Origin of the sequence: Kitasatospora sp. NPDC097643, from assembly GCF_040302625.1 — a bacterium.
Lineage (GTDB): Bacteria > Actinomycetota > Actinomycetes > Streptomycetales > Streptomycetaceae > Kitasatospora.
Genome location: NZ_JBEOSA010000025.1, coordinates 22359 through 46379 on the forward strand (window position 1 = coordinate 22359; position 24021 = coordinate 46379).

The 24021-nt window shown below is 73.8% G+C and carries 19 protein-coding genes and 1 pseudogene; 13 read left to right on the plus strand and 7 right to left on the minus strand.

Going from position 1 to position 24021, the window contains the following annotated elements; all coding sequences use genetic code 11:
* Positions 1 to 2: 2 nt before the first annotated feature.
* Positions 3 to 1220, minus strand: a complete 1218-nt coding sequence (locus ABTY15_RS17795; RefSeq protein ID WP_350589649.1) for a CaiB/BaiF CoA transferase family protein — start codon at positions 1218 to 1220, stop codon at positions 3 to 5.
* Between the two features lie 324 nt (positions 1221 to 1544).
* Between ABTY15_RS17795 and ABTY15_RS17800 the strand changes: the two genes are divergently transcribed.
* From ABTY15_RS17800 to ABTY15_RS17820, 5 genes are all read left to right on the plus strand, one after another.
* Positions 1545 to 2579 (plus strand): hypothetical protein, encoded by a 1035-nt coding sequence (locus ABTY15_RS17800; protein WP_350589653.1) that lies wholly within the window; start codon positions 1545 to 1547, stop codon positions 2577 to 2579.
* On the plus strand, positions 2576 to 3844 hold the full coding sequence (locus ABTY15_RS17805) for a sensor histidine kinase (protein WP_350589658.1): 1269 nt from the start codon (positions 2576 to 2578) through the stop codon (positions 3842 to 3844). Before ABTY15_RS17800 ends, ABTY15_RS17805 begins: the two co-directional genes overlap by 4 nt.
* Positions 3841 to 4509: a response regulator gene (locus tag ABTY15_RS17810; RefSeq protein WP_350589661.1), complete on the plus strand. Its 669-nt coding sequence runs from the start codon at positions 3841 to 3843 to the stop codon at positions 4507 to 4509. Before ABTY15_RS17805 ends, ABTY15_RS17810 begins: the two co-directional genes overlap by 4 nt.
* 131 nt (positions 4510 to 4640) lie before the next feature.
* A complete protein-coding gene (locus tag ABTY15_RS17815; RefSeq protein ID WP_350589665.1) occupies positions 4641 to 5294 on the plus strand; it encodes a Pr6Pr family membrane protein in 654 nt (217 codons plus the stop codon).
* Positions 5295 to 5577: 283 nt separating this feature from the next.
* Positions 5578 to 7059, plus strand: a complete 1482-nt coding sequence (locus ABTY15_RS17820) for a S41 family peptidase (protein WP_350589670.1) — start codon at positions 5578 to 5580, stop codon at positions 7057 to 7059.
* A 3-nt stretch (positions 7060 to 7062) separates the two neighbouring features.
* Here the strand turns inward: ABTY15_RS17820 and ABTY15_RS17825 are convergent, their stop codons facing one another.
* Entirely contained in the window at positions 7063 to 8670 is a 1608-nt protein-coding gene (locus ABTY15_RS17825; protein WP_350589674.1) for an ABC-F family ATP-binding cassette domain-containing protein, read from the minus strand.
* Positions 8671 to 9190: 520 nt separating this feature from the next.
* On the opposite strand from ABTY15_RS17825, the gene ABTY15_RS17830 reads away from it, so the two are divergent.
* From ABTY15_RS17830 to ABTY15_RS17845, 4 genes are all read left to right on the plus strand, one after another.
* Positions 9191 to 10429: a trypsin-like serine peptidase gene (locus ABTY15_RS17830; protein WP_350589680.1), complete on the plus strand. Its 1239-nt coding sequence runs from the start codon at positions 9191 to 9193 to the stop codon at positions 10427 to 10429.
* 203 nt (positions 10430 to 10632) lie between these two features.
* The gene (locus ABTY15_RS17835) at positions 10633 to 12270 is read left to right on the plus strand and encodes an ABC-F family ATP-binding cassette domain-containing protein (protein WP_350589685.1); all 1638 of its coding nucleotides are present in this window, start codon (positions 10633 to 10635) and stop codon (positions 12268 to 12270) included.
* Between the two features lie 127 nt (positions 12271 to 12397).
* Positions 12398 to 13081: a nitroreductase family protein gene (locus tag ABTY15_RS17840; RefSeq protein WP_350589690.1), complete on the plus strand. Its 684-nt coding sequence runs from the start codon at positions 12398 to 12400 to the stop codon at positions 13079 to 13081.
* 65 nt (positions 13082 to 13146) lie between these two features.
* On the plus strand, positions 13147 to 13821 hold the full coding sequence (locus tag ABTY15_RS17845) for a GNAT family N-acetyltransferase (protein ID WP_350589698.1): 675 nt from the start codon (positions 13147 to 13149) through the stop codon (positions 13819 to 13821).
* Positions 13822 to 13918: 97 nt separating this feature from the next.
* Here the strand turns inward: ABTY15_RS17845 and ABTY15_RS17850 are convergent.
* From ABTY15_RS17850 to ABTY15_RS17860, 3 genes and pseudogenes are all read right to left on the minus strand, one after another.
* A pseudogene (locus tag ABTY15_RS17850) lies at positions 13919 to 14442 on the minus strand (RNA-guided endonuclease InsQ/TnpB family protein); the annotation flags it as partial.
* A gap of 173 nt (positions 14443 to 14615) precedes the next feature.
* The gene (locus ABTY15_RS17855) at positions 14616 to 15572 is read right to left on the minus strand and encodes an aldo/keto reductase (protein ID WP_350589708.1); all 957 of its coding nucleotides are present in this window, start codon (positions 15570 to 15572) and stop codon (positions 14616 to 14618) included.
* A gap of 127 nt (positions 15573 to 15699) precedes the next feature.
* Positions 15700 to 16338, minus strand: a complete 639-nt coding sequence (locus ABTY15_RS17860; protein ID WP_350589716.1) for a GDSL-type esterase/lipase family protein — start codon at positions 16336 to 16338, stop codon at positions 15700 to 15702.
* A gap of 275 nt (positions 16339 to 16613) precedes the next feature.
* On the opposite strand from ABTY15_RS17860, the gene ABTY15_RS17865 reads away from it, so the two are divergent.
* A complete protein-coding gene (locus ABTY15_RS17865) occupies positions 16614 to 18137 on the plus strand; it encodes a carbohydrate binding domain-containing protein (RefSeq protein ID WP_350589727.1) in 1524 nt (507 codons plus the stop codon).
* A 135-nt stretch (positions 18138 to 18272) separates the two neighbouring features.
* A complete protein-coding gene (locus tag ABTY15_RS17870; protein WP_350589736.1) occupies positions 18273 to 19769 on the plus strand; it encodes an SDR family oxidoreductase in 1497 nt (498 codons plus the stop codon).
* Here the strand turns inward: ABTY15_RS17870 and ABTY15_RS17875 are convergent.
* Positions 19748 to 21364, minus strand: coding sequence for a hypothetical protein (locus ABTY15_RS17875; RefSeq protein WP_350589743.1), 1617 nt, complete (start codon positions 21362 to 21364; stop codon positions 19748 to 19750). The two genes, ABTY15_RS17870 and ABTY15_RS17875, sit on opposite strands and share 22 nt — an antisense overlap.
* A 110-nt stretch (positions 21365 to 21474) precedes the next feature.
* Between ABTY15_RS17875 and ABTY15_RS17880 the strand changes: the two genes are divergently transcribed.
* Positions 21475 to 22107 (plus strand): GNAT family N-acetyltransferase, encoded by a 633-nt coding sequence (locus tag ABTY15_RS17880; RefSeq protein WP_350589749.1) that lies wholly within the window; start codon positions 21475 to 21477, stop codon positions 22105 to 22107.
* Between the two features lie 324 nt (positions 22108 to 22431).
* Here the strand turns inward: ABTY15_RS17880 and ABTY15_RS17885 are convergent, their stop codons facing one another.
* A complete protein-coding gene (locus tag ABTY15_RS17885) occupies positions 22432 to 23211 on the minus strand; it encodes an SDR family oxidoreductase (protein WP_350589751.1) in 780 nt (259 codons plus the stop codon).
* A 129-nt stretch (positions 23212 to 23340) separates the two neighbouring features.
* Here ABTY15_RS17885 and ABTY15_RS17890 point away from each other — a divergent pair, with 129 nt between their 5' ends.
* The gene (locus tag ABTY15_RS17890) at positions 23341 to 23943 is read left to right on the plus strand and encodes a TetR/AcrR family transcriptional regulator (RefSeq protein ID WP_350589757.1); all 603 of its coding nucleotides are present in this window, start codon (positions 23341 to 23343) and stop codon (positions 23941 to 23943) included.
* The last annotated feature ends 78 nt before the right edge of the window (positions 23944 to 24021 follow it).

A 24021-nucleotide genomic window follows, 5' to 3' on the forward strand; every position in this document is an offset into this window, starting at 1 on the left:
CGCTACGCTCCTTGTCCTGCTGCGGAGTTGTCCGACGACGTGAGGTCCGACGACGTGAGGTCCGACGGCGCGGGTTCGAGGGAGAGGGAGGGGACGGCCCAGTCCCGGGCCACCTCGGCGGTGTCCGCACCCGGCCGGGCCGGCGGGCGGCGCAGCGCGCCGGGGGTGACGGAGAACCGCGGGGCGGGGGCGGGTTGGGTGACGCCGTCCGCCTGGACGTAGGTGCCGCGCGCCACCAGGTGGTCGTCGGCGGCTGCCTGACGCATCGTCAACACCGGCTCCACGCAGGCGTCGGAGCCCGCGAAGACGGCCTCCCACTCGGCCCTGGTCCGGGTGGCGAAGCGGGCGGCGATCAGGGCGCGCAGTTCGGGCCAGCGGGCGGGGTCGTACTGGCCGGGCGCGTCCGGGCCGAGCTCCAGCAGCCGGGCGAACTCGGCGTAGAACTGCGGTTCCAGCGCGCCGACCGCGAGGTGGCCGCCGTCCGCCGCCCGGTAGACCGCGTAGAACGGGGCGCCGCCGTCCAGCAGGTTGACGCCCCGGCGGTCCTGCCAGTGGCCGGCCGCGAGCAGGCCCCACAGCATGCTGCCGAGGTGCGCCGCGCCGTCCACGATCGCGGCGTCGACGACCTGGCCGGTACCGGTGGCGCGGGCGTGGTGCAGTCCGGCGAGCAGGCCGACGACCAGGTAGAGCGAGCCGCCGGCGTAGTCGCCGAGCAGGTTGGCGGGGATGCCGGGCGGCTGCTCCGGCCCGCCGGGCGCGGCCACCAGGCCGAGCACCCCGGCCACCGCCGCGTAGCCGAGGTCGTGCCCGGCCCCGGCGGAGCGCGGGCCCTGCTGGCCCCAGCCGGTCATCCGGCCGTACACCAGCGCGGGGTTGCGGGCCAGGCAGGCCTCGGGGCCGACGCCGAGCCGCTCCGCGACGCCGGGCCGGTAGCCCTCGATCAGCAGGTCGGCCCGCTCGACCAGGTCGAGCACCCGGCCGGGCCCTTCGGGGGACTTGAGGTCGACCAGCACCGAGCGCTTGTTGCGGTTGGTGAGGTCGTACGCCGGGTCGATGCCGAGCGGCGAGGGCTCCGGCCGGTCCACCCGGACCACGTCCGCCCCGAGGTCGGCGAGCAGCATCGCCGCGAACGGCCCCGGCCCGATCCCCGCGAGCTCGACCACCCGCACGCCCGCCAACGGGCCGGCCCCGCCGACCGGTGGACTGTCTGTGTCACGCACTGGCTGCTGAACCCTTCGGGGTTGGACAGGGGTCTGACAGGAGGGAACAGGGGTTTGACAGTAGAGCTGTAACACTCGTGATGATAGGCAAGCGACCCGCCGGTAACAAGAGGACCGGCTGATCCCCCGGGCGCCCGGAACGGCAACGCCGGGGAGGTGGTTGCGCCAGGCTTGCGCCCGGGCCGGCCGTGAGCCTGCGCCCGCACGGCCGTGGGCCTCCCCCGCGCCGGGAGGACGCGGCGACGGCGAGATCCCCCGGGCGGGGGAGGGCGACCGTTCCGGGGATTGACGCGGCGGACCGGGGGCCGGCGCCACCGTGGGGGCATGAGGATCAACGAACGCGTGGTGCGGGCCGGCGCGGCCGGCACCGCGGTGGCCGCGACCGTGCCGTACCTGACGCTCAAGGTGCTGTGGCTGACCGGCCATCCGGTGGGTGCCGGGGACGGCGCCGAGATGGACAAGCTGTGGCTGCTGAACCTGCTCACCTTCGGGATGGACGCGATCGCGGTGGTGCTGGCGCTGTCGTTCGTCCGGCCGTGGGGGCGGCGGGCGCCGGCCGGGCTGGTGGTGTTCCCGATGTGGGTGGCGACCGGGCTGCTCGGCACGATCCTGGTGGCGCTGCCGCTGTTCCTGCTGGGCAATCTGGTGCTCGGGCCGGAGCACCGGACCGTCGAGGAGAAACCCGCCCAGCTCGGCGACTGGGTCTTCGCCGTGGTGTACGGCGGCTTCACCGTCCAGGGCCTCGCGCTGATCACCGCCTTCGTGCTGTACGCCAGACGCCGCTGGGCCGGTCTGCTCCGGGCGCGGATCGGCGACCTGCCCGACTCCCCCACGCTGACCGTCCAGCGCGTCCTCGCCTGCGTCGCCGCGCTGTTCGCCCTGGGTGTCGCGGCGGCCCGGGCGTACTGGTCGCTCGGCGGCACGGCCGGGCTGCCGCTCGCCCTGGCGGAGGAGTACAACCGCGGCATCGCGGTGATGGACGGGGTGTTCGCGGTGATGGCGGTGGCCGTGGCGGTGGCGCTGCCGGTGCTGGCGTTCCGGGTCCGGCCGCGGCGGCGGCTGATCGTGCCGCTGCTGGTCGCGTGGACGGCGGCCGGCTCGCTGTTCGGCTGGGGCGCCTGGCAGGTGGTGGCGTTCGGCGCCACGACGACCCGGGTGCCCGATCTGCGGCACGCGGTGCCCGGGTTGATGTCCCTGGTGCAGCTCGCCCAGGTGACCACCGGGCTGCTGGTCCTGATCGTGGGCGCGATGGCGCTGACCGAACGGGCGGCGGCCCGGACCACCACCGTCCCCGTCCCCGCCCCTGGTCCGGGTCCCGCCGCCGCCGTCCCGACCCCTGACGTAGAGTCACCCAGGTGACCACGGGGGCGGGCGGCCGGATTCGGCGTACGGCGGGGGCGTTGGTCGGGCGGCGGGCCCGGCTGCGCTGGGTGCACCTGGTGCTGGGCGGCGCGCTGCTGATGCCGTACTGGCTGCTCTCGGTGGTGCTGCTCGGGGCGCTCAACCCCAACCAGGGGCAGCTGCGCCAACTGCTGCTCCAGCTCGCCGCGCTGTTCACCTCGCTGCCGATGGCCGCCGTCACCGCCCTGCTGCCGACCGTCCGGGCGCTGGAGGGGGCGGCCGCGCGGGCGCTCTGCGCGACGGAGCGGCCCGAGGAGCTGGCCACCGGCCCGTCCCGCTCCTGGGCGGCCCGCCGGCGCACCGCCGGCTGGTACGTGCTGCACCTGTTCTTCGGCGGCGTGGTCGCCGGGATGACGCTAGCCGGTGTGCCGTTCGCGGTGGTGCTGATGTTCGCCTTCGGCGGGGTCGAGGACCTCGCCAAGATCTGGGAGAACCGTTTCCCCGGCTGGATGATCACCGGCCCCGCACTGGGCGTCGCCGTCCTGCTGCTGGTGGTCGTCACCAACGCCGGCTGCGGCGCGCTGCTGGCCCGCTGGGCGCCCGCGCTGCTCGGCCCGACCCCGGACGAACGGCTGGCCGCCGCCGAACGCCGGGCCACCGTGCTCGCCCAGCGCAACCGGCTGGCCCGCGAACTGCACGACTCGGTCGGACACGCGCTCAGCGCGGTCGGCATCCAGGCCTCGGCGGCGGCCCGGGTGCTGCGCAGCGACCCGGACTTCGCCGAGGAGGCGCTGCGGGCGATCGAGGAGACCGCCCGGGAGGCCGTCGCCGAACTGGACACCGTGCTCGGGCTGCTGCGCGAGGAGGACAACGCCGACGCCGGACCCGCCGGGCCCACCCTGGCCGGACTGGACGACCTGCTGCGCCAGCTCGCCCGCACCGGCGTCCGGGTCGACGCCGACCTGGCGCCCGGCCTCGCCCGGCTGCCGGTCACGGTCTCCCGCGAGGCGTACCGGATCGTCCAGGAGGGCCTGACCAACGTGCTGCGGCACGCCGGGCCGGCACCGGCCGGACTGCGGGTCGGCCTCGCCGGGGACCGGCTGGAGATCGAACTGACCAACCCGCTGGGCCCGGCCCGCCCGAGCCGACCCGGCGGCGGGCGCGGGCTGCGCGGGATCGGGGAGCGTGCGACGGCCCTGCGCGGCGGCAGCACGGCGGGGCCCGACCAGGACGGAACGACGTGGCGGCTGGCCGTCTGGCTGCCGGTGGAGGGAGCGCGATGAGCGAGAGCATCCGCGTGGTGATCGCGGACGACGAACGGCTGGTCCGGATGGGGCTGCGGGTGGTGATCGACGCCGAACCGGACCTCACCGTGGTCGGCGAGGCCGCCGACGGCGCCGAGGTCGTCCCGCTGGTGCGCGAACTGCGCCCGGACGTGGTGCTGATGGACGTCCGGATGCCCGGGATCGACGGCATCCGGGCCACCGAGCAGCTGGTCGGCGGGATGGCGGAGCCGCCGCGGATCCTGGTGGTCACCACCTTCGAGCACGACGACCACGTGTACGACGCGCTGCGGGCGGGCGCGGCCGGGTTCCTGCTCAAACGGGCCCGGGCGGAGGAGATGGTCCAGGCGGTCCGGCTGGTCGCGCGCGGGGACTCGCTGCTCTTCCCGGCCGCCGTCCGCGAACTCGCGCTGCGCCACGGCACGCAGGACCGCCGGGCGACCGGCCCGGACCGGGGGCCGATCGGCCGGCTGACCGAGCGGGAGGGGCAGGTGCTGCGGCTGATGGCCACCGGGCTCAACAACGGGGAGATCGCCCAGCAGTTGGTGGTGAGCCAGGAGACGGTCAAGACGCACGTCGGCAGCGTGCTCGCCAAGCTCGGCGCCCGGGACCGGACCCAGGCGGTGATCGCGGCGTACGAGTCGGGCTTCGTCCTGCCGGGCTGAGGGCGGGTCCCGGGCTGGTCCTACCGTCGTTCCGTCGTTTCTTCCGCCCGGCTGCTACCAGCGAGTAGAGTTCGGCATTCCGCTTAGCCGTCCGATACCTCCCGTATCGCCTGGAACGAACTGGTGGCCGAATGACAGTCCGGACCCGTCCCGCGCTGTGGTGGCGCATGGGCATCGTGCTCTCGGCGGGCCTCGGCCTGACCCTCGGCACCGCGCCGCTGGTGTACTTCACCGTGCAGAGCAACGTCATCGTGCTCGGCTACTTCATCGGCGCGGCCTACTGGATGATCAAGCGCGACACCGTGGACGCGCCCGCGCCCCGGCTGCGCGGCGCCGCCACGCTGTACATCCTGATCACCGGGCTGGTCTCGCACATCCTGCTCCAGCACGGCGCCAACCCGCTGCCCGGGCTGGTCAGCGGGCCGGACAAGCTGGCGCACTGGTCGTCGTTCTTCCTGCACTACGTGACGCCGGTGATGGTGATCCTCGACTGGCTGACGCTCCGGCCGCGCAACGCCGCCGGTTGGAAGGACATCCCGCTCTGGCTGGCCTTCCCGCTCGGCTACGCGGCCATCGTGCTCACCCGCAACGCGCTGTTCGACGACTACCCGACGCCGTACCCCTACTTCTTCTTCGACCCGACCACCAAGGGCTACGGCTACGTCTGGGGCCAGATCGCGCTGCTCACCGTCGAGTTCGTCGTGCTCGCGGCCGTCGTCGTCGGGCTGGACCGGCTGGGCACGCTGGTCCGCGGCAAGCTTCGGCCCGCGCCCGCCGACGCGTAGCGCGTACGGGCGTAGCGGCGCACGGGCGTAGCGGCGCACGGGCGCACCGGCTCAGCCGGGTCCGGAACGCCCGCCCCGGGCATCCGCCACCGCGCATCCGCCACCGCCGACCGGCCATCCCGTCGATACCCCCCGGGAGTGGTCCGGCGGGGCCCGGGTAGCCCGGAAGTCGCGGGCGGGGCGGGCGGATCGGCCGACGTCCGGCCGGGGGCCGCGACCGTAGCGTCGGATCCGAGGCGGCGGAGCGGTTCCGCGGGGGGCCGGGATTCGGCGGAGGCCGAACATGAGACTCACAGGGATCGCCCGGGCGGTGGCGACCACGGCGGTGGCGCTGGCGACGACGGTCGGGGTCGCGGCGCCGGGGGTGGCCGCGGCCGGGGAGCACGGGCGGAACCCGCTGGCGGGGGTCTGGCGGACGGACGGCTACGGCACGGTGCTGGTGATCAGCGGGCGGCAGCTGACCCTGTACGACGTGACCGGCCACAGCTGCGTGCCCGCCGGGACGGCCGCCCAGGCCGGCGAGCCCGCACCGGGCGGCGCCACCAGGTACCTCCAGGGGCTCGCCGGGGCGGTGATCACCCCGCACGGGCGACGGCGGGCCGTCGAACACGGGGACGGCGCGGCCGGTACCCGCTCGCTGGAACGCATCGCCGCCCTGCCGGACGCGTGCACCCGGCCGGCGCCGAACGACCCGCTCGCGGTCTTCGACCGGTTCTGGGAGGACTTCGAGGAGAACTACCCCTTCTTTGCCACCAAGGGCGTCGACTGGCACGCCGCCCGGGACACCTACCGGCCACGGATCGGCCCGGCGACCACCGTCGACGAGTTGCAGGACGTCCTCATCGCGATGCTCACCCCGCTGCACGACGCCCACACCGGGATCGCCCGGATCGTCGACGGCGAGCCCAAGGGCGTCTACAGCGGCCACCGGCCCGGCACCCTGCCCCGCACGGAAGCCCTGGTGAGCGCGGCGCGCCGGAACGCCGACGCCCAGCTGACCGGCCCGGAGCGGACCTTCGCCGACGACCGCCTGGGCGTCGGGCAACTCCCCGGCGGCATCGGCTACCTGCGGGTGAGCAGCTTCAAGAGCTATGCCGACGGCGACTTCCAGACCTGGACCGCCGAACTGGACCGGGCCCTGGACGCCCTGCTGGCCGACCCGGACCAGCTCAACGGGCTGGTGATCGACGTGCGGACCAACGGCGGCGGCTCGGACGTGCTCGGGCTGCAGATCGCCTCCCGGCTGGCCGACCGCCCGTACGTCGCCTACCGCAAGGTGGCCCGCGACGATCCGGCCGACGCAAGCAGGTTCACCCGGCCCGAGCCGATCGTGGTCCGGCCCGCGGACGCGAACCGCTTCACCGGCCCGGTGGCCGTGCTCACCTCCTCGCTGTCGGCCAGCGCCGCCGAGACCTTCACCCAGGCGCTGATGGGCCGCTCCCCGCACGTCACCCGGATCGGCGAGAACACCCAGGGTGTCTTCTCCGACGTGATGATCCGCACGATCTCGCCGGACCTCATGATCGGGCTGCCGAACGAGGAGTTCCTCGCTCCGGACGGCAGCACCTTCGACGGCCCGGGCATCCCGCCGGACGTCCGGACCCCGGTGTTCACCGACGACGAGCTGGCCGGGCTCAGGGACTCCGCCCTGAGCACCGCCCGCCGCGTCCTCGCCGAGGCCGCCCAGGGCGAGGACCACCGCGGGGAGCACAGCGAGGAGCACGGCGAGGAGCACGCCGAGGCCCACCGCGAGGACCGGCCGTAGCCGCTACATCGGATCCACCGCCCTCAGCTCGCCGTCCAGCTCCAGCCACCGGGTGAGGCCCAGGCCGCGCAGGAACGGCAGGTCGTGGCTGGCCACGATCAGCGCGCCCTGGTAGGCGGCCAGCGCCTGGGTGAGCTGACGGACGCTGGCGAGGTCCAGGTTGTTGGTCGGCTCGTCGAGCAGCAGCAGCTGCGGTGGCGGGTCGGCCAGCAACAGGGCGGCCAGCGTCGCCCGGAAGCACTCGCCGCCGGAGAGCGTGGCGGCGCGTTGCTCGGCCCGGGCACCGCGGAACAGGAAGCGGGCCAGCCGGGCGCGGATCGCGTTGTCCCCGGCGGCGGGGGCGAAGCGCTTGACGTTCTCCACCACGGTGAGCCCGTCGTCCAGCAGGTCGAGCCGCTGCGGCAGGTGGCGCACCGGCACCGGGGTGGTGATCTCCCCCGCCAGCGGGGCGAGTTCGCCCGCGATGACGCGCAGCAGGGTGGTCTTGCCCGCACCGTTGCGCCCGACCAGGGCGATCCGCTCGGGGCCGCGCAGATCGAGGTCGGCGGTGGTGCCGTGCGGCAACCGGACCTTCTGCAGGGTGAGCACGGTACGCCCGGCCGGGACGGCGGTGCGCGGGAGGTCGATCCGGATCTCGGCGTCGTCGCGGACCGCCTCCTCGGCAGCGGTGAGCCGCTGTTTCGCCTCCTCCAGCCGCTCGGTGTGCATGCCCTGGAGCCGCCCCGCCGTCTCCTGGCCCTGGCGTTTGAGCTTGCCCCGGAAGATGTGCGGGTCGTTGCGGGTGATCGAGCGCTGCTTCCCGTAGCTGGCGCTGCGCTCCAGCCTGGTCCGGGCGTCGATCAAGTCCCTTTTCTGGCGTTGGACATCGGCCTCGGCGTTGCGCAGCAGCCGCTCGGCCGTCTCCTGCTGGGCGGCGAGGGTGCGCTCGTACGCGGCGAAGTTGCCGCCGTACCAGGTGACCGCGCCGTCCCGCAGGTCGGCGATCTGGTCGACGTGCTGGAGCAGTTCGCGGTCGTGGCTGACGATCAGCATGACGCCGTGCCAGCCGGCCACCGCCTCGTAGAGCCGTTCACGGGCGGCCCGGTCGAGGTTGTTGGTGGGCTCGTCGAGCAGCAGGACGTCCGGCCGGCGCAGCAGCAGGGCGGCGAGCCGCAGCAACACCGCCTCGCCGCCGGAGAGTTCCCCGGTGGTGCGGTCGAGACCGAGGCGGCGCAGGCCGAGCCGGTCGAGGGTGGCGCGGGCGCGCTCCTCGACGTCCCAGTCGTCGCCGACCGAGTCGAAGTGGCGCTGGTCGGTGGAGCCGGACTCGATGGCGTGCAGGGCCTCGCGGGCGGCCCGGATGCCGAGCGCCTCGTCGACCCGGAGCTCCGTGTCGAGCGTCAGGCCCTGCGGCAGGTAGCCGAGTTCGCCGTCGACCCGGACGGTGCCGCCGCCGGGGGTGAGTTCGCCGGCGATGAGCCTGAGCAGGGTGGACTTCCCCGCGCCGTTGAGCCCGATCAGGCCGGTGCGGCCGGGGCCGACGGCGAGGTGGAAGTCCGTCAGGACGGGTTTGCCGTCGGGCCACTCGAAGGCGAGGTCGGTGCAGAGGACGGCGGTGGTGGGTTGTGACATGGGGTCTCCCGGTGGTTGCTGGGGTGGTGATGAGCAACACGGAGAGACACCGCGGGTGCGAGGGGGTACGCGAGTTGGGCGGAGGGCACGCCGGTGGAAGGCGGCTCACACCGAGGTCGCACACTCGCACGCGCACCACGCGGCAACGGCCTGCGTGGCGGGGCGGTGTCTCGGGACCTCAGTAGAGCAACGGCCTTCTCCTGTTCTGGCGGACGACGCCCGGTTCCGACGGACGGCGGCCATCTCCAACGGACGACGTGCTCGACGCTACGGCCGCCGCCGGACGTGTGCAACCGAATTTCCGCCCGCACCCGGACCTCGCCGGAGGCTCGTCCGGGCCGCAACGGACGCCACGTGCCGATCCGGTGCCGATCCGGTGACAGCCTCGTCCCAGTCGGGGGTGGAGGTAAGGAGTTCTTTATCCGCATGGCAGACTCCTCACCTGCCATACCTGCGGCTCCGCTGGGCCGTACCCGCGGAACGGGCCGTATGGCGGTCATTCACAGGGGGAATTGAACTCATGTCACCGATATCCCGGCCGAGCCGTGCCGTCCTGGGCGCCTCCGTCGCCGCGCTGACGATGGTCGTCGCCACGGCGTGCGGGCCGGACAACAGCGACCCCGCGAACGGTGCGCAGACCACCGCGCCCACGGTGGCCGCGACCGGCACCGACAAGCCCGGTGCCGCTCCGATCAAGCTTCCGACCCTCGACGAGGTGAAGAAGTGGAAGCCGGAGGACTGGGAGAACTGGGCCAAGACCAACGTCATCACCCCGGCCGTCAAGGGCTACTGGGACCTGCAGAAGATCCTGAAGGCCAAGCCCTCCAAGCCGGGCCCGGGCAAGCAGCCCACCGGCCAGCCGACCGCCGCGCCGACCGCGCAGCCCACCGCGGCCCCGACCAGCGCCGCCCCGGCCCAGCCGACCACCCAGGCCCCGGCCCAGCCGCCGGCCGACGGCGGCAACGACCCGAAGCCGGCCCTGGTCCAGGAGAAGCCGGTCCCGCACCCGTTCGCGAAGAACTTCAACGTCAACGGGAAGCTGTTCTTCATGGACGGCAACGACGAGTACGTCTGCTCCGGCACCGTGATCTCCGACCCGGCCAACCCGGGCAAGAGCAACCTGGTGTGGACCGCGAGCCACTGCCTGCACGGCGGCAAGGGCGGCAAGTCGCACACCAACATCGTCTTCGCCCCGGGCTTCAACAGCAACGGCGCGCTGAGCGGCGGCAAGCAGGCCACCCTGGCGCAGGCCGAGCCGTTCGGCGAGTGGGGCGCCACCGCCGGCATCGTGTCGCCGACCTGGGCCGGCGAGGCCGACCCGGAGAACGGCGGCCCCTGGAGCCAGTACGACTTCGGGATCATCCGGGTGGCGAACCCGGACGGCAGCAACAAGTCGCTGGAGGAGACCGTCGGCGGCTCCGTGCCGGTCTGGTTCAACGCCCCGCGTGACCAGATCACCGCGGTCAGCAGCTACGGCTACCCGGCCGGCAAGCCCTTCGACGGCATGGAGCTGGAGCACTGCGACGCCCCCAAGCCGGTCCGCACCTCCCTCGACGCGTCCCGCCCGGCGATGCTGACCATCGGCTGCAACGGCACCGGCGGCGACAGCGGCGGCGGCTGGTTCGCGATGAAGGACGGCAAGCAGGTGCTGGTCTCGGACACCTCCATCGGCGGGTTCGACAACACCTGGGAGGCCGGTCCGTACCTGGACGACGTCGCGGCCAAGGCGCTGGACTACATCTCCAAGAAGACCAAGTGACCCGCTGAGCTTTTCCGGGTCACGCGTCACAGGTCACGCGTCACGCGTCACAGACCACGCGTCACAGACCACAGGTCCCGGGGGCCGCAGCCGACACGGCTGCGGCCCCCGGGCCTTTCCGGCCTTCCGGCCTTCCGGCCCTTCCCGGCCTCACCCCGGTCTTTTCCACCGACCGCCCCGCTCCTCCTACAATCGGGCGCATCATGAGCGCCACACTCGTAGTCAAGGACCTCAGCGCCGGCCACGGCGAACGCACCCTCTTCTCCGGCCTGGACCTGGTCGTCGCCCCCGGCGACGTGATCGGCCTGGTCGGCGTGAACGGCGCCGGCAAGTCGACCCTGCTGCGGCTGCTGGCCGGGCTGGACACCCCCGAGGGCGGCTCGCTGCGGCTCAGCCCGGCGAGCGCCAACATCGGCCACCTGCCGCAGGAGCCGGAGCGGCGCGCCGACGAGTCGGTGCGCGCCTTCCTGGCCCGCCGCACCGGCGTGGCCGCCGCGCAGGCCGCCCTGGACGAGGCCACCGAAGGCCTGGTCGACGGCCGCCCGGGCGCCGACGACGCGTACGCCGAGAGCCTGGACCGCTGGCTGGAGCTCGGCGGCGCCGACCTGGAGGAGCGCGCCGAGGAGGTCGCCGACTCGCTCGGCCTGAAGGTCTCGCTCGACCTGCCGATGACCGCCCTCTCCGGCGGCCAGGCCGCCCGGGCCGGCCTCGCCTCGCTGCTGCTCTCCCGCTACGACGTCTTCCTGCTCGACGAGCCCACCAACGACCTCGACCTGGACGGCCTGGCGCGGCTGGAGGCCTTCGTCAAGGGCCTGCGCGTCGGCACCGTGCTGATCAGCCACGACCGCGAGTTCCTGGCCCGGACCGTCACCAAGGTGCTGGAGCTGGACCTGCACCAGCAGCAGGTCAAGCTCTACGGCGGCGGCTACGAGGCGTACCTGGAGGAGCGCGCGGTGGCCCGCCGGCACGCCCGCGAGGAGTACGAGGAGTACGCCGACACCAAGGCGGGCCTGGAGGCGCGGGCCCGGATGCAGCGCGGCTGGATGGAGCACGGCGTGCGCAACGCCCGCCGCAAGTCCTCCGACAACGACAAGATGGGCCGCGCGGTGCGCGCCGAGTCCACCGAGAAGCAGGCCTCGAAGGCCCGGCAGACCCAGCGGATGATCGAGCGGCTGGACGTGGTCGAGGAGCCGCGCAAGGAGTGGGAGCTGCGGATGGAGATCGCCACCGCGCCGCGCTCCGGTTCGGTGGTCGCGACCCTGCGCGGGGCGGTCGCCCGGCGCGGCGACTTCGCCTTCGGCCCGGTGGACCTGCAGATCGACTGGGCCGACCGGGTCGCCATCACCGGCGCGAACGGCGCGGGCAAGTCCACCCTGCTGGCCGCCCTGCTCGGCCGGCTCGAACTCGACGGCGGCAGCGCCGCGTTGGGCTCCGGCGTGGTGGTCGGCGAGGTGGACCAGGCGCGCGGACTGTTCTTCGGTGGCGAGCCGCTGATGGACGCCTTCGCCGCCGCCGTGCCGGAGCTCTCGCCGGAGGAGGTGCGCACCCTGCTGGCCAAGTTCGGCCTCAAGGCGGTGCACGTGCTGCGCCCGGCGGACACCCTCTCCCCCGGCGAGCGCACCCGGGCCGCGCTCGCGCTGCTCCAGGCCCGTGGGGTCAACCTGCTGGTCCTGGACGAGCCCACCAACCACCTGGACCTGCCCGCGATCGAGCAGTTGGAGTCCGCGCTCGCCTCGTACACCGGCACCCTGCTGCTGGTCACGCACGACCGGCGGATGCTGGACACCGTCGCGGTGAACCGGCGGATCGAGGTCCGGGACGGGCGGGTCCACGAGGGCTGACCGGGCCGCCGGAGCCGATCGGTCTCCGGACCGGTCTCCGGACCGGCCTGCGGCCCGGTCTGCGGCCTGGTCTCCGGATTGGTCTGGACCCTTCCGGGAAGGGGCGTCATGTGCTGTGCTGTCCGCCATGGTTGACAGCGTTGAGAGCACCGTTGCCGGGACGCCCCACCCGACCGTCCCGCACGCCCCGATGACCGTCCCGGCCCACGAGGCCGAGGCCCGCAGCCGGTCCTTCCACGACGTGATGGCGCAGCGCCGGACCGTCCGCGACTACTCGACCCGCCCGATCCCGGACGGGGTGGTCGAGTGGGCGGTCCGGACCGCCAACACCGCGCCCAGCGGGGCGCACGTCCAGCCCTGGCGGTTCGTGGTGGTCACCGACCCGGAGCGCAAGCGGCGGCTGCGCGAGGCCGCCGAGGCCGAGGAGCGCGAGTTCTACGCACACCGGGCCTCGGCCGAGTGGCTGGCCGCGCTGGCGCCGATCGGCACCGACTGGCGCAAGCCGTTCCTGGAGGACGCGCCCGCGGTGATCGTCGTGTTCGAGGTCCACAAGGGGCCCCACTCGCCGCGGCCGTACTACACCAAGGAGTCGGTGGGGATCGCGGTCGGGCTGCTGCTGGCCTCCCTGCACCAGGCCGGGCTGGCCACGCTGACCCACACGCCGAGCCCGATGAAGTTCCTCAACGAGGTGTGCGACCGCCCGGCGGAGGAGCGCGCGGCGTACGTCATCCCGGTCGGCTACCCGGCGGAAGGGGCGCGCGTGCCGGATCTCCGGCGCAAGGAGCTCGACGAGGTGCTGGTCCGGCTCTGACCCGCCGGGGAGCGCCGCCGCGCGGTCGGTGGTGACAGGTCCGGGCCAAGGACATAATCGCCGTCATGAGTCCAACCGAGCGACGGTCCTGTGAACGCCCACCCGCGTCGATCCGGCCCGATCGGCCCGATCGGCCGGACCGGCCCGACCGGCCGGGCCCGCTCGCGGGGCGCGGCGGGCTGCGCGAGGCCACCGCCGGGCGGCCGCCCGAACTGCTGCGGCTGCCCGGCGGAATCACCCTGCACCGCCGCCGCCGCGCCCACGCGACGGCCCTGCACGAGGCCATCCACACCAACCTGGACCACCTGCGGCCCTGGATGGAGTGGGCGGCCGAGGCCCCCACCCGCGCGCAGACCGCCGAGGTGACCAGGGCCGGCACCGCCGCCTGGAAGGCCGGCACCGACTTCATGTACCTGGTCGTCCTCGACGACACGCCCGGCCGTGTGGTCGGCGCGGCCGCCCTGCACGGCCGGATCGGCCCCGGCGCGCTGGAGATCGGCTACTGGGTCGGCGCCCGCCACGTCGGCCGCGGCATCGCCACCGCCACGGCCGGGGCGCTCACCGGAGCCGCGCTGGCCCTGCCCGGGATCGCGCGGGTGGAGATCCACTGCGACCAGGCGAACGGTGCCAGCGCGGCCGTCCCGCGCAAGCTCGGCTACCGGCTGGACCGGATCGCCGAGACCGCCGTCCACGCGCCGGCCGAGACCGGGCGGCGGCTGATCTGGATCAAGGAGCGTTGACTTCCGCTCCCCGGCCTCATGGCCGGGAATTCCTACCACGGTCGGCTGACCGTCTCGGCGGGTTCCTGCTTCTTCGCGCTGCCCCGGAACAGGTCCCGGTCTCACCTGCGCTCGACAGGCTGACACCGCCAGCCGCGTCCTTGATCACGGTCACCGTGGACGGCACCGACGGCAGCGCGCGGGACCACTTCACCCGCACATCGCCGATCTTCGGCAACGACAGGTCGCCCCCGGTGGTGATCGACCAGCGGGCGTTCGCAGTGAACCGGATCGCCTGCCGGCGGTCCTTACGGGACTTGAACCGGGGCGCGCCCATGCGCGGACGCTTGCCCTTCAACCCGTCGAAGAAGTTCCGGTACGCGGCGTCCAAAGATCCCGCAGCGACTGCTGCAACACCACGGCCGACACCTCGCCGAGCCAGGAACGCTCCGGGGTCTTCTTCGCCTCCGTCAGCGCCTTCGACAACACGGCCGACGGCACGAACGGCAGCCCCGCCGCACGGGCGTCCTCACGGGCCCGCAACGCGTCGTTGCACACCACCCGCGCGCACCCGAACGCGCGGGCCAGCGCGCAACGCTGAGGCCCGTTCGGGTAGAGCCGGAAGGAGTACCGGAGCTGCACGTCGATCAACCTGTCCGGCGCCACTGACAACAGTGCGGGAGGTGCGAACGTTCACGTCACGGCAGGATCCGGAATCGCTTCACCACCGGGCTAAATGCGATTGGATCCGGTAGCCTGCCGGGCTGCCTGTTCTGTTCCGTTCAGCCCCGGACTCACCGGCCGGCCCGTTCGGCTCAGTAGCGCCCGCCGGTGGCCTCCGGCAGCGCGTCCAGCTCGGCGAGGTCGGCCGCCGACAGCACCAGGTCCGCCGCACCGGCGTTCTCCACCAGGTAGCGCGGCGTCCGGGTGCCCGGGATCGGGCGGACGTACTCGCCCTGCGCCAGCACCCAGGCCAGCGCGACCTGGGCGGGCGTCGCGCCCACCCGCTCGGCCACCACCCGCACCCGGCCGACCAGCTCCAGGTTCGCCTTCAACGCGTCCTGCTGGAAGCGCGGCAGCGCGCGCCGGAAGTCGTCGGCGGGCAGCTCGTCGAAGGAGGAGATCCCGCCGGTCAGGAAGCCCCGGCCGAGCGGCGAGAACGGCAGGAAGGCGATGCCCTGCTCCTCGGTGTACGGCAGCACCTCGGCCAGCGCGTCCCGGGTCCAGAGCGACAGCTCGTTCTGGACGGACGCCACCGGGTGCACCGCCTGGGCCCGCTTGATCTCCTCGACCCCCACCTCGGACAGGCCGATCCGACGCGCCTTGCCGGCCGTCACGGCCTCGGCCAGCGCGCCCCAGGTCTCCTCGATCGGGACCTCCGGGTCGACCCGGTGCAGCTGGTACAGGTCGACGTGGTCGGTGCCGAGGCGGCGCAGGCTCTCGTCGATCGACCGGCGGACGTGCTCCGGGCGGCCGTCGCGGTCGACCCGCTCGCCCTTGGTGCCCGGGACGAGGCCCACCTTGGTGGCCAGGAACGCGCGCTCCCGGTGCGGGCCGGCCAGCGCGGCGCCGACCACCTCCTCGTTGCTGTACGGGCCGTAGATGTCGGCGGTGTCGATCAGGGTGACGCCGAGGTCCAGCGCCTGGTGGATCACCCGGACCGAGTTCTCGTCGTCCCGGTTCTGCACGTCGTAGGCCCAGGTCATCCCCATGCAACCGAGGCCGATGACGCTGGTCTCCGGCCCGTGGGAACCGAACGAGGCGTTGCGCATGACGGTGCTCCGATCTGTGCTGTGCTGTGCTTTACTCTGCGGCGATTCGCGGACGGCGATTCGCGTGCGGCGATTCGCGTGCGGTGGATCAACGTGCACCAGCTTTCACCTTGGAGTGCACTCAAGGTCAAGCCCGTTCCGGAACCGACCCGATCCACCCGCCGAACCCGCCGTCCAGCACCAGTTCGGCCAGCCGCCGGTACCCGCCCGCACCCGGGTGCGCGCCGTCCGCCGCGTTCGCCTCGGCCACCCACACCCGGTCCTCGGCGAGCACGCGGGTCACGTCCACGAACGGCACGCCGCGCCGGGCGCAGAGCGCGGCCATCGCCGGAGCGAGCGCGAGCAGCCGGTCCAGGTGTTCCGCTCCCCCGCAGACCACCGGCGGCGGGCCCACCACGAACGTGCCGATCCCGCGCTCGCGGGCGCCGTCCAGCAGGGCGGCCAGGTTCGCCAGGGTCTCCGCGGGCCCGACCCGGGGCGCGCCGCCCTCCGTCATCGCGTCGTTGGCACCGACGGAGACCACCAGCCGGTTGTCGGCCCCCGGCAGCGTCCGGCTCTCGACCTCCGCCCAGCAACGCCGCAGCACCTCGGCCGAACTGTTGCGCCGGACACCCAGGTTGAACGCCGTACTGTCGGGCGCGGCGGCCTGCAACACCCGACCGACCCAGCCGCGGAACTCGGGGTCGCCGAGCCCCTGGACGAAGGAGTCCCCGATGAAGCAGATCCGGGGGCCACCGAAGGTTTCACCGATCACGTGATTGCTCATCGGCGCACCTTAGATGCTCAGGTGCCGGGCAGGCCCGCGGAGTCCGCCAGCCAAGACCGCCGGCCTCATTAAGCCGCCCCTAAAACCGGCCCACGGTGGTCTTTTGACGCCTGCCAAGTGAGCGGAAGTGCTTGACGTGCACAGCTGGTCTAGTCCAGTTTGATGCTCAGCACCGCGCTCCTCCTCCCCCGCACCGGACAGCCCCCAAGCTGCCGCCCGCTCCGTGTTCTCCCCCCTCGCGGCGCGGGCGGCCCACCGTCCCGAGAGGCACCCCCATGCCCAGCGCGCCCCAGCACGCCCCCACGCACCGGCCGGCCCACCGCCGCGGCGGTGCCCGCACCAAGCTGCTCGGCCTGGCCGCCGCCACCGCGCTCGCCGCCGGCGGGCTCGCCACCCTCGCCGGGAACGCCGGCGCCGCCGACGGCAACCTGCTCGCCAACCCCGGCCTGGAGAGCGGCACACTCAGCCCCTGGAGCTGTTCGGGCGGCACCGGAAGCGTCGTCAATTCCGGTGTGCACAGCGGCACTTACGCACTGAAGGGGGCCGCGAGCGTGAGCGACACCGCGCAGTGCGGCCAGACCGTGGCCGTGCGGCCCAACACCACGTACACCCTCAGCGCCTGGGTGCAGGGCCAGTACGTCTACCTCGGCGCCACCGGCAGCGGCGTCAGCGACCCGGCCACCTGGACCCCGGGCGGCGCCAACTGGCAGCAGCTGTCCACGAGTTTCACCACCGGCCCGACCACCACCAGCGTCACCGTCTACCTGCACGGCTGGTACGGGCAGGGCGCCTACCTCGCCGACGACATCACGCTCAGCGGCCCCGGCGGCACCCCCACCACCCCGCCGCCCACCACCGCCACACCCACGGCGACCCCGACCGGAACGCCCACCGGCGGCCCGACCACCCCGCCGCCGAACGTCGCCGTCCCCGTCGCCCCCTACATCGACATGGGCGCCTGGCCGACCCCGTCCCTGCCCGACATGGCCCGGGCCGGCAACCTCAAGGCCTACACCATGGGCTTCGTCACCGGCGTCGGCTGCAAGGCCAGCTGGTTCAACGCCTACGACCCGCGCACCGGTTGGGCCAAGGAGCAGATCGACGCGCTGCGGGCGGGCGGCGGCGACGTCAAGCTCTCCTTCGGCGGCGCCAGCGGCACCGAACTCGCCGCCGCCTGCACCACGGTGGACTCGCTGTTCGCCGAGTACGACGCCGTGGTCAAGGCCTACAACCTGCGCTACGTCGACTTCGACATCGAAGGCGCGGCCATCGCCGACACCGCCGCCAACGACCGCCGCTCCGCCGCGCTCGCCCGGCTCCAGCAGGCCCACCCCGGACTCCGGGTCTCGTTCACCCTGCCCGTCCTGCCCGAGGGCCTGACCACCGAGGGCGTCGCCATCGTCAAGTCCGCCCGCGACGCCGGGGTCGACGTCGACCTGGTGAACATCATGGCGATGGACTACTACCGGACCGGCACCGACTACGGCAACGCCGCCGTCCAGGCCGCCCAGGCGCTGTTCGGCCAGCTCAAGGCGCTCTACCCGGCGAAGCCGGACGCCCGGCTGTGGGCCATGGTCGGGGTCACCCCGATGATCGGCGAGAACGACGACCACCAGATCTACAACCAGGCGGCGGCCCAGCAGTTGGTGACCTTCGCCCGGCAGAACCACCTCGGCCTGCTCGCCTTCTGGGACGCCACCCGCGACGCCAACGCCTGCACCGGCGCGCTGTTCAAGTGCACCAACATCCCGCAGCAGCCGTACGAGTTCGCGAAGATCTTCGCCCAGTACGCCGGCTGACCGCCGGGCCGGGCCGGGCGTCGGGCTGGCCGGCCTGGCCTGGTCCGGCTCGGTCTGGCCCGCAGAAATTGGCATCTCATCGTCCCGGACCGTCCACTACAGTCCCTCCCACCTGCACGGCACAAGGGGGCGGACATGGCCGACACGACGGTCCGGGACGACGAGAACCAGCACCTCACCAGCGCACACACCGACGGTGGACGCACCACCGACGGTCCGCACGGCGCCGTCACGACCGAGGAACTCGACGCGTTCAGCCGCACCCTCGGCCGCCTGCGCGAGCTCCCCTTCCACGACCGCACCCGCCTGCACGCCGAGCGGCAGCTCCGCTCCTTCGTCACGGAGAGCCGCAAGCGCCGCCGCCAGGAGGCCAAGCAGGCCGTCCGCCGGACCGATGCCCGGCTGCTCGCCGCCACCGCCACCGGCGCCCACGACCGCCGCGAGGACGCCCCGCTCGCCCCCGCCGGCCCACCGGTCGGCGAACTGCGGACACCGCGCAAGTGCTACGTCTGCAAGCAGCACTACCGCCAGGTCGACGGCTTCTACCACATGCTCTGCCCCGGCTGCGCCGCCGACAACACCGCCCGGCGCGCGCTCTCCACCGACCTGCGCGGCCGCCGCGCGCTGCTCACCGGCGGCCGGGTGAAGATCGGCTTCCAGCTCGCGCTGATGATGCTCCGCGACGGCGTCGACCTCACCGTCACCAGCCGCTTCCCGCACGACACCGTCCGCCGTTTCCGGGCCGCCGAGGGCAGCGCGCAGTGGTGGGACCGACTCACCGTCGTCGGCATCGACCTCCGCGACCCGCGCCAAGTCCTCGGCCTCACCGAGCAGTTGCGCGCGGACGGGCGCCCGCTCGACATCCTGGTCAACAACGCCGCGCAGACCCTGCGCCGGCCGCCCGAGTCCTACGCCCTGCTCGCCGAGGGCGAGCGCACCGCCCTGCCCGCCGCGCAGATGCGGGTCGTCGTGCCGGCCCCGGGGTTCCGGCCCGTCCACGGTCCGGCCCAACTCGCGGGCGGGGACGGGTCGTTGCTCAACCTGCCCGGTCTCGCGGGTCTCGCGGGTCTCCCCGGCCTGCCCGGCCTCCCTGGCCTGCCCGGCCTCCCCGCTCTGCCTGACGAGGCCGGGCTGCTGCCCGACCTCGCGCCCACCAACTCGTGGTCCGCCCGGCTCGGGGAGCTCGACCCGGCCGAGGTGCTGGAGACCCAGCTCGTCAACGCCCTCGCGCCCGCGCTGCTCTGCGACCGGCTGCTCCCCCTCCTCCTCGCCTCGCCGCACCCCGCCCGCTACATCGTCAACGTCACGGCCGTCGAGGGCCGCTTCGCCGTTCGCAACAAGACCGACCGCCACCCGCACACCAACATGGCCAAGGCCGCCCTCAACATGCTCACCCGGACCAGCGCCGCCGGACTCGCCACCCGGGGCGTCCACATGTGCGCTGTCGACACCGGCTGGATCACCGACGAGAACCCCGCCCCGAAGAAGACCCACCTCGCCGCCCAGGGCTTCCGCACCCCCCTCGACATCGTCGACGGCGCCGCCCGGGTCTACGACCCCATCGTCCGGGGCGAGGCCGGCCACCCGGTGTCGGGGGTGTTCCTCAAGGACTACCGGGAGGCGAACTGGTGACGTGCGGCGACCAACTCGTCGTGCCGCCGCGCCTCCTCGTACCAGCGCTCGTCGGTCTGGAACTCGGGATCGCCGGCACGGAAGCCCTCCGCCCAGGCGCGGTCCAGCTGGTGCTGGGCCGCCCACCCGTCACCGGGCATGAGGTGGCTCAGGCCGGGCACGTTCTCGCCGAAGCCCCGGACCAGCAGCCCCAGCGGGCTGATGTTCTCCGGCAGACCGCGGTGCCGCCGCGCCGACGGGGAGAGCGGTCCGGCGCCCCGCACCACCGAGACCACGTCGCGCCACTCCGCGCTGCGGAAGTCGAGGGACGTCCCCGCGCCGACGAGCGGCACCGCGTCGCAGTGGACCTCTCCCACCAGCCGGCCCCGGCGTGACAGGGCACCCGGGTACTCCTGCTCCCGTTCGTCCTCGGACCACGGGTACCGCAGGAAGAGCCGCTTGCTCCGCCGGAGGATCTTCCGCCCCCGCCGGATGACGTCGATGCCGTAGTCGTCGGGGTCCGCGAACCGCTGGACGCCCAGCCAACCCCACACCTCGCCGACCACCGGGGTCGCCCGGGACGGCCCGCAGGCCGGGCAGACGAGGGAGGAGAACACCCTCCCGCACTCCCGGCACACCTTCGTCCGGCCTCCGGTGTGGTGGAACCGCTGCACCGCGAAGATCTCCAGATCGCCGCGGCGCACCGAGCGCTCCGCCGACCAGATGCACGGTCGCCGCGCCTGCACCGGGACCCCGTTGACGGTGATCCTGAGCTCTCCCGCCGCCAGCGGATGGCTGAAGACGTCGCCGAGGTGCGTGCGGATCCCCGCCAGCTCCCGGCCGTCGATCTCCCCGAGGGGATGGAGGTCGCTGATGATCAGCTCGGTGCCGTGCGCGTTCGTGTCCCGTTTCGGCTTCCGGCCCAGGGTGGTGCCCACGCCGACCCGCCTCTGCGCCGAGACCCCGAACTCGGCGGTGTTCCACCAGACGTCGCCCGCCTTGGCGGTGAAGAGCCGGACCCGGCCACCAAGCCGCGCCACCTCCCGGTGGAAGGCCCGGCCGAAGCCCTGGTGCAGCCGGTGCGACAGGTCGAGTTCCGTCAGGCCGAAGCCGTCGTCCTTCACGCTCACGGCCAGCGGATCCTGGCGGCTGGGCCGGTACGAGACCGCCGCGTTGAGCGGCCGGGTGGTGCCCGGGCGTGGGCCACTCCGCCCCCGCTGGCCCCGCCGTCCCCGCTGGCCCCGCCGTCCCCGCTGGCCCCTCGCCGCGAGGGTCCGAAGCGTGTCGATGAGCTCGACGAGCGCCTTCTGGTGGTCACCGGCGGACGGCGCCGGGAGTGGTTCCCGGTACTGGACCGCCGCTTCACCGCTGCTCAGCGGGTTGTCCGTGGCGGACAACACCTCCCCCGGGACAATCCGGTTCTCCTCCGGGCGCGCGACCGGGGATTCCACCGGGCGCTCGATCGGTCGCTCGACCGTCCCTTGTGAACCGTCGAGGCAGGCCCGGGCCGTCTGGAGGTGTTCGGTGATCTCCGCCGCCACCGAGGCCACCCGGTCGAGCGCCAACTCGTAGTCGTGGGAGGTGAGATCGTCCTCCACCTGGGTGTGCACCGTCACCCCCCGACTGCGGCTGCGCGGCCTGCCGCGAGCGCACTCACCGCGCTCGTCCTGCTGGCGCGCGGGTAGGGTACGGGAACCAAGATCGACGGGCGAGGGGGCGGCGCGACGTGGCGCTGAGCAGCGAGTTGACGCAGGCCTGGGTGTACGGGCTGGCCGCGGCACGGCGGAGTCCGGTGCCGGTGGAGGTGCCGTGGGGGCTGCGGGTGGACGTCGGACGCGGGCGCGAGACGGTGCGGCACGTACTGCTGCGCACGGACGAGGAGAGCGTACGGGCCGCGGGGGCGGCGGCGGACCGGCCGTTCGCACGGATCAAGGGCTTCGTCGACCCGGAGCAGGCCCTGAACTGGCTCGGGCCCGGCTGGGAGTCGGCGGCCGACGAACTGATGATGACGACCGCGCTGCGCCGGGAGGACTGCACCCTGCCGGACGGGTACCGGGCGGAGACGGAGGCCACCGGGGGCGCGGTCCGCGTCCAGGTCCGTACGGCCGAGGGCGAGGTGGCGGCCGCCGGCTTCACGGCGGTCCACGGCGCCCTCGCCGTCGTGGACCGCGTCGAAACCGACACCGCCCACCAGCGCCGCGGCCTCGGCACCGCGGTGATGCGCCTGCTCGCCACGGCCGCCGTGGAGGCGGGCGCGCAGACCGCCGTCCTCGGCGCCACGGAGGAGGGGCGGGCGCTCTACGCGGCGCTCGGCTGGGAGTTCCGCGGTCTACTGGCCGGCTTCGTCCGCCGAACCTGAGCCCGGGGGGCGGGGGCCCCGGTGTGCCCGGCGGTACGGCGAACGCCCTTTTCCTCTAGCCCAGTTGGCCGATCCCGGCGCGGCGGGACAACCCGCCGCCCCGCTCGACGCCACCACGTGGGGGGCATGCGGCGCAGGGAGGCGAAGGACGCCCGGCCGACAGCCGCCGTGGCCCGGCAGTCCCACGGCGCCGCCGCCGGACCGCCGACCACCGACCGTCGCCCCGGCCGTGCGAGGCCGAACGTCAGAGCCGCCGTCAGCGCACCGTGCGGATCCCGCCCCGAGGCCGCCGCCAGCGGCCGGGCCCGATCAACTCTCCCCGGTTCAGCGGCCGGTGGGGAGGTTGGCCCCGCCGGTGCAGTCGAGGACCATGCCCGTCATGAAGGTGTTGGCCGCCAGCAGGTGGATCGCCTGCGCGACGTCCTCGGCCCGGCCGACCCGGCCGGCCGGGGTGGTGGCGGCGAGTCCCTCGAAGAGCGCCGCGCGCTGCTCGGCCGGGACGCGGTCCCACCAGGGGGTGTCGATGACGCCGGGCGAGACCGCGTTGATCCGCAACGGCGCCAGCTCGACCGCCAGCGGCGGGACCATCGCCTCCAACGCGCCGTTGATGGCCGCGAGTCCGGCGGTGCCGGGGAAGGCGGAGCGAGCCGAGGCGGCGGTGATCAGCGTGACCGATCCGTCCGCCCGCAGGTGCGGCAGCGCCGCCTGGAGGACGCGAACCTGCGGCCAGAACTTGGCGTCGAACCCGGCCGCCAGATCGGCCAGGTCGAGCCCGGCGAACGGGCCGCTGCCGGCCGCGCCGCTGACCGCCACGACCAGGTGGTCGACGGTGCCGACCTCGGCGAAGAAGGCGGCGACGGCGGCGGGGTCCGCCGCGTCGACCTGGTGTCCGGCGACCTTGCCCGGCTCGGTGGCCCTGCTCTGCTCCGCGGTCCTGCCGCCGATCCGTTCGAGGGCGGCGTCGAGCCGCTCGCGGTCGCGGCCGGTGATCACGACCTCGGCGCCGTCGGCCGCGAAGGTGGTGGCCGCGGCCTCGCCGATGCCCGAGCTGCCGCCCATCACGACAACGCGCTGTCCGGTGAAGAGGTTTGACGTCGTGCTCATGGTGGTGCTTCCTTCCGACTTGCCTGCTTGTCGAGACTGTTGGTTCCGGCAATGATGTTTGTCGAGACTGTTAGTCTTGTCAAGTGGCCGGCACTGGAGCAGCCAGCGCGCGAGCAGAGAGGGACCACCATGAATGCGACAGACCCCCAACCCGGGACGACCCGCCCGCACACCGGACGCCGCCGCAACGAGGCCGCCCACCAGGCGATCCTCGACGCCGCCCTGCGCCTGCTCGCCGAATCCGACGGCACCCCGGTCACCATCGACGCCATCGCCCGCACCGCCGGCGTCGGCAAGCAGACCGTCTACCGCTGGTGGCCCTCCAAGGGCGCCGTCCTGCTCGACGCGCTCGCCGACCGCGCCGACCAGGCCGCCCCCGCCCCCTCCACCGGCGACCTGCGCGCCGACCTCCGCACGTTCATCGCCACCACCTTCGACGGCGCCCAGCGCGGCACCACCGCCCCCGCCCTGCGCACCCTCGCCCGCGAGGCCGCCCGCGACCCGCACCTCGCCGAGCTGATGCAGACGTTCACCGCCTCCCGCCGCACCGCCCTGCGCGAACTCCTCACCCGGGGCCGCGAGCGCGGCGAACTCGCCGAGGACGCCGACCTCGACCTCATCGTGGACCAGGTCTACGGCCTCTTCTGGTACCGCTTCCTACTCGGCCACGCCCCCTTGACCGCAGACATCGCCGACCACCTCGCCACCACCCTGATCACCGGCAACGCCTGACCCGTCGCCCCGGCACCGCGGCACCGTCACGCGGACCTGCCCCCCTTCGGCCCTTGTCAGTGGGATCGGCTCAGATGT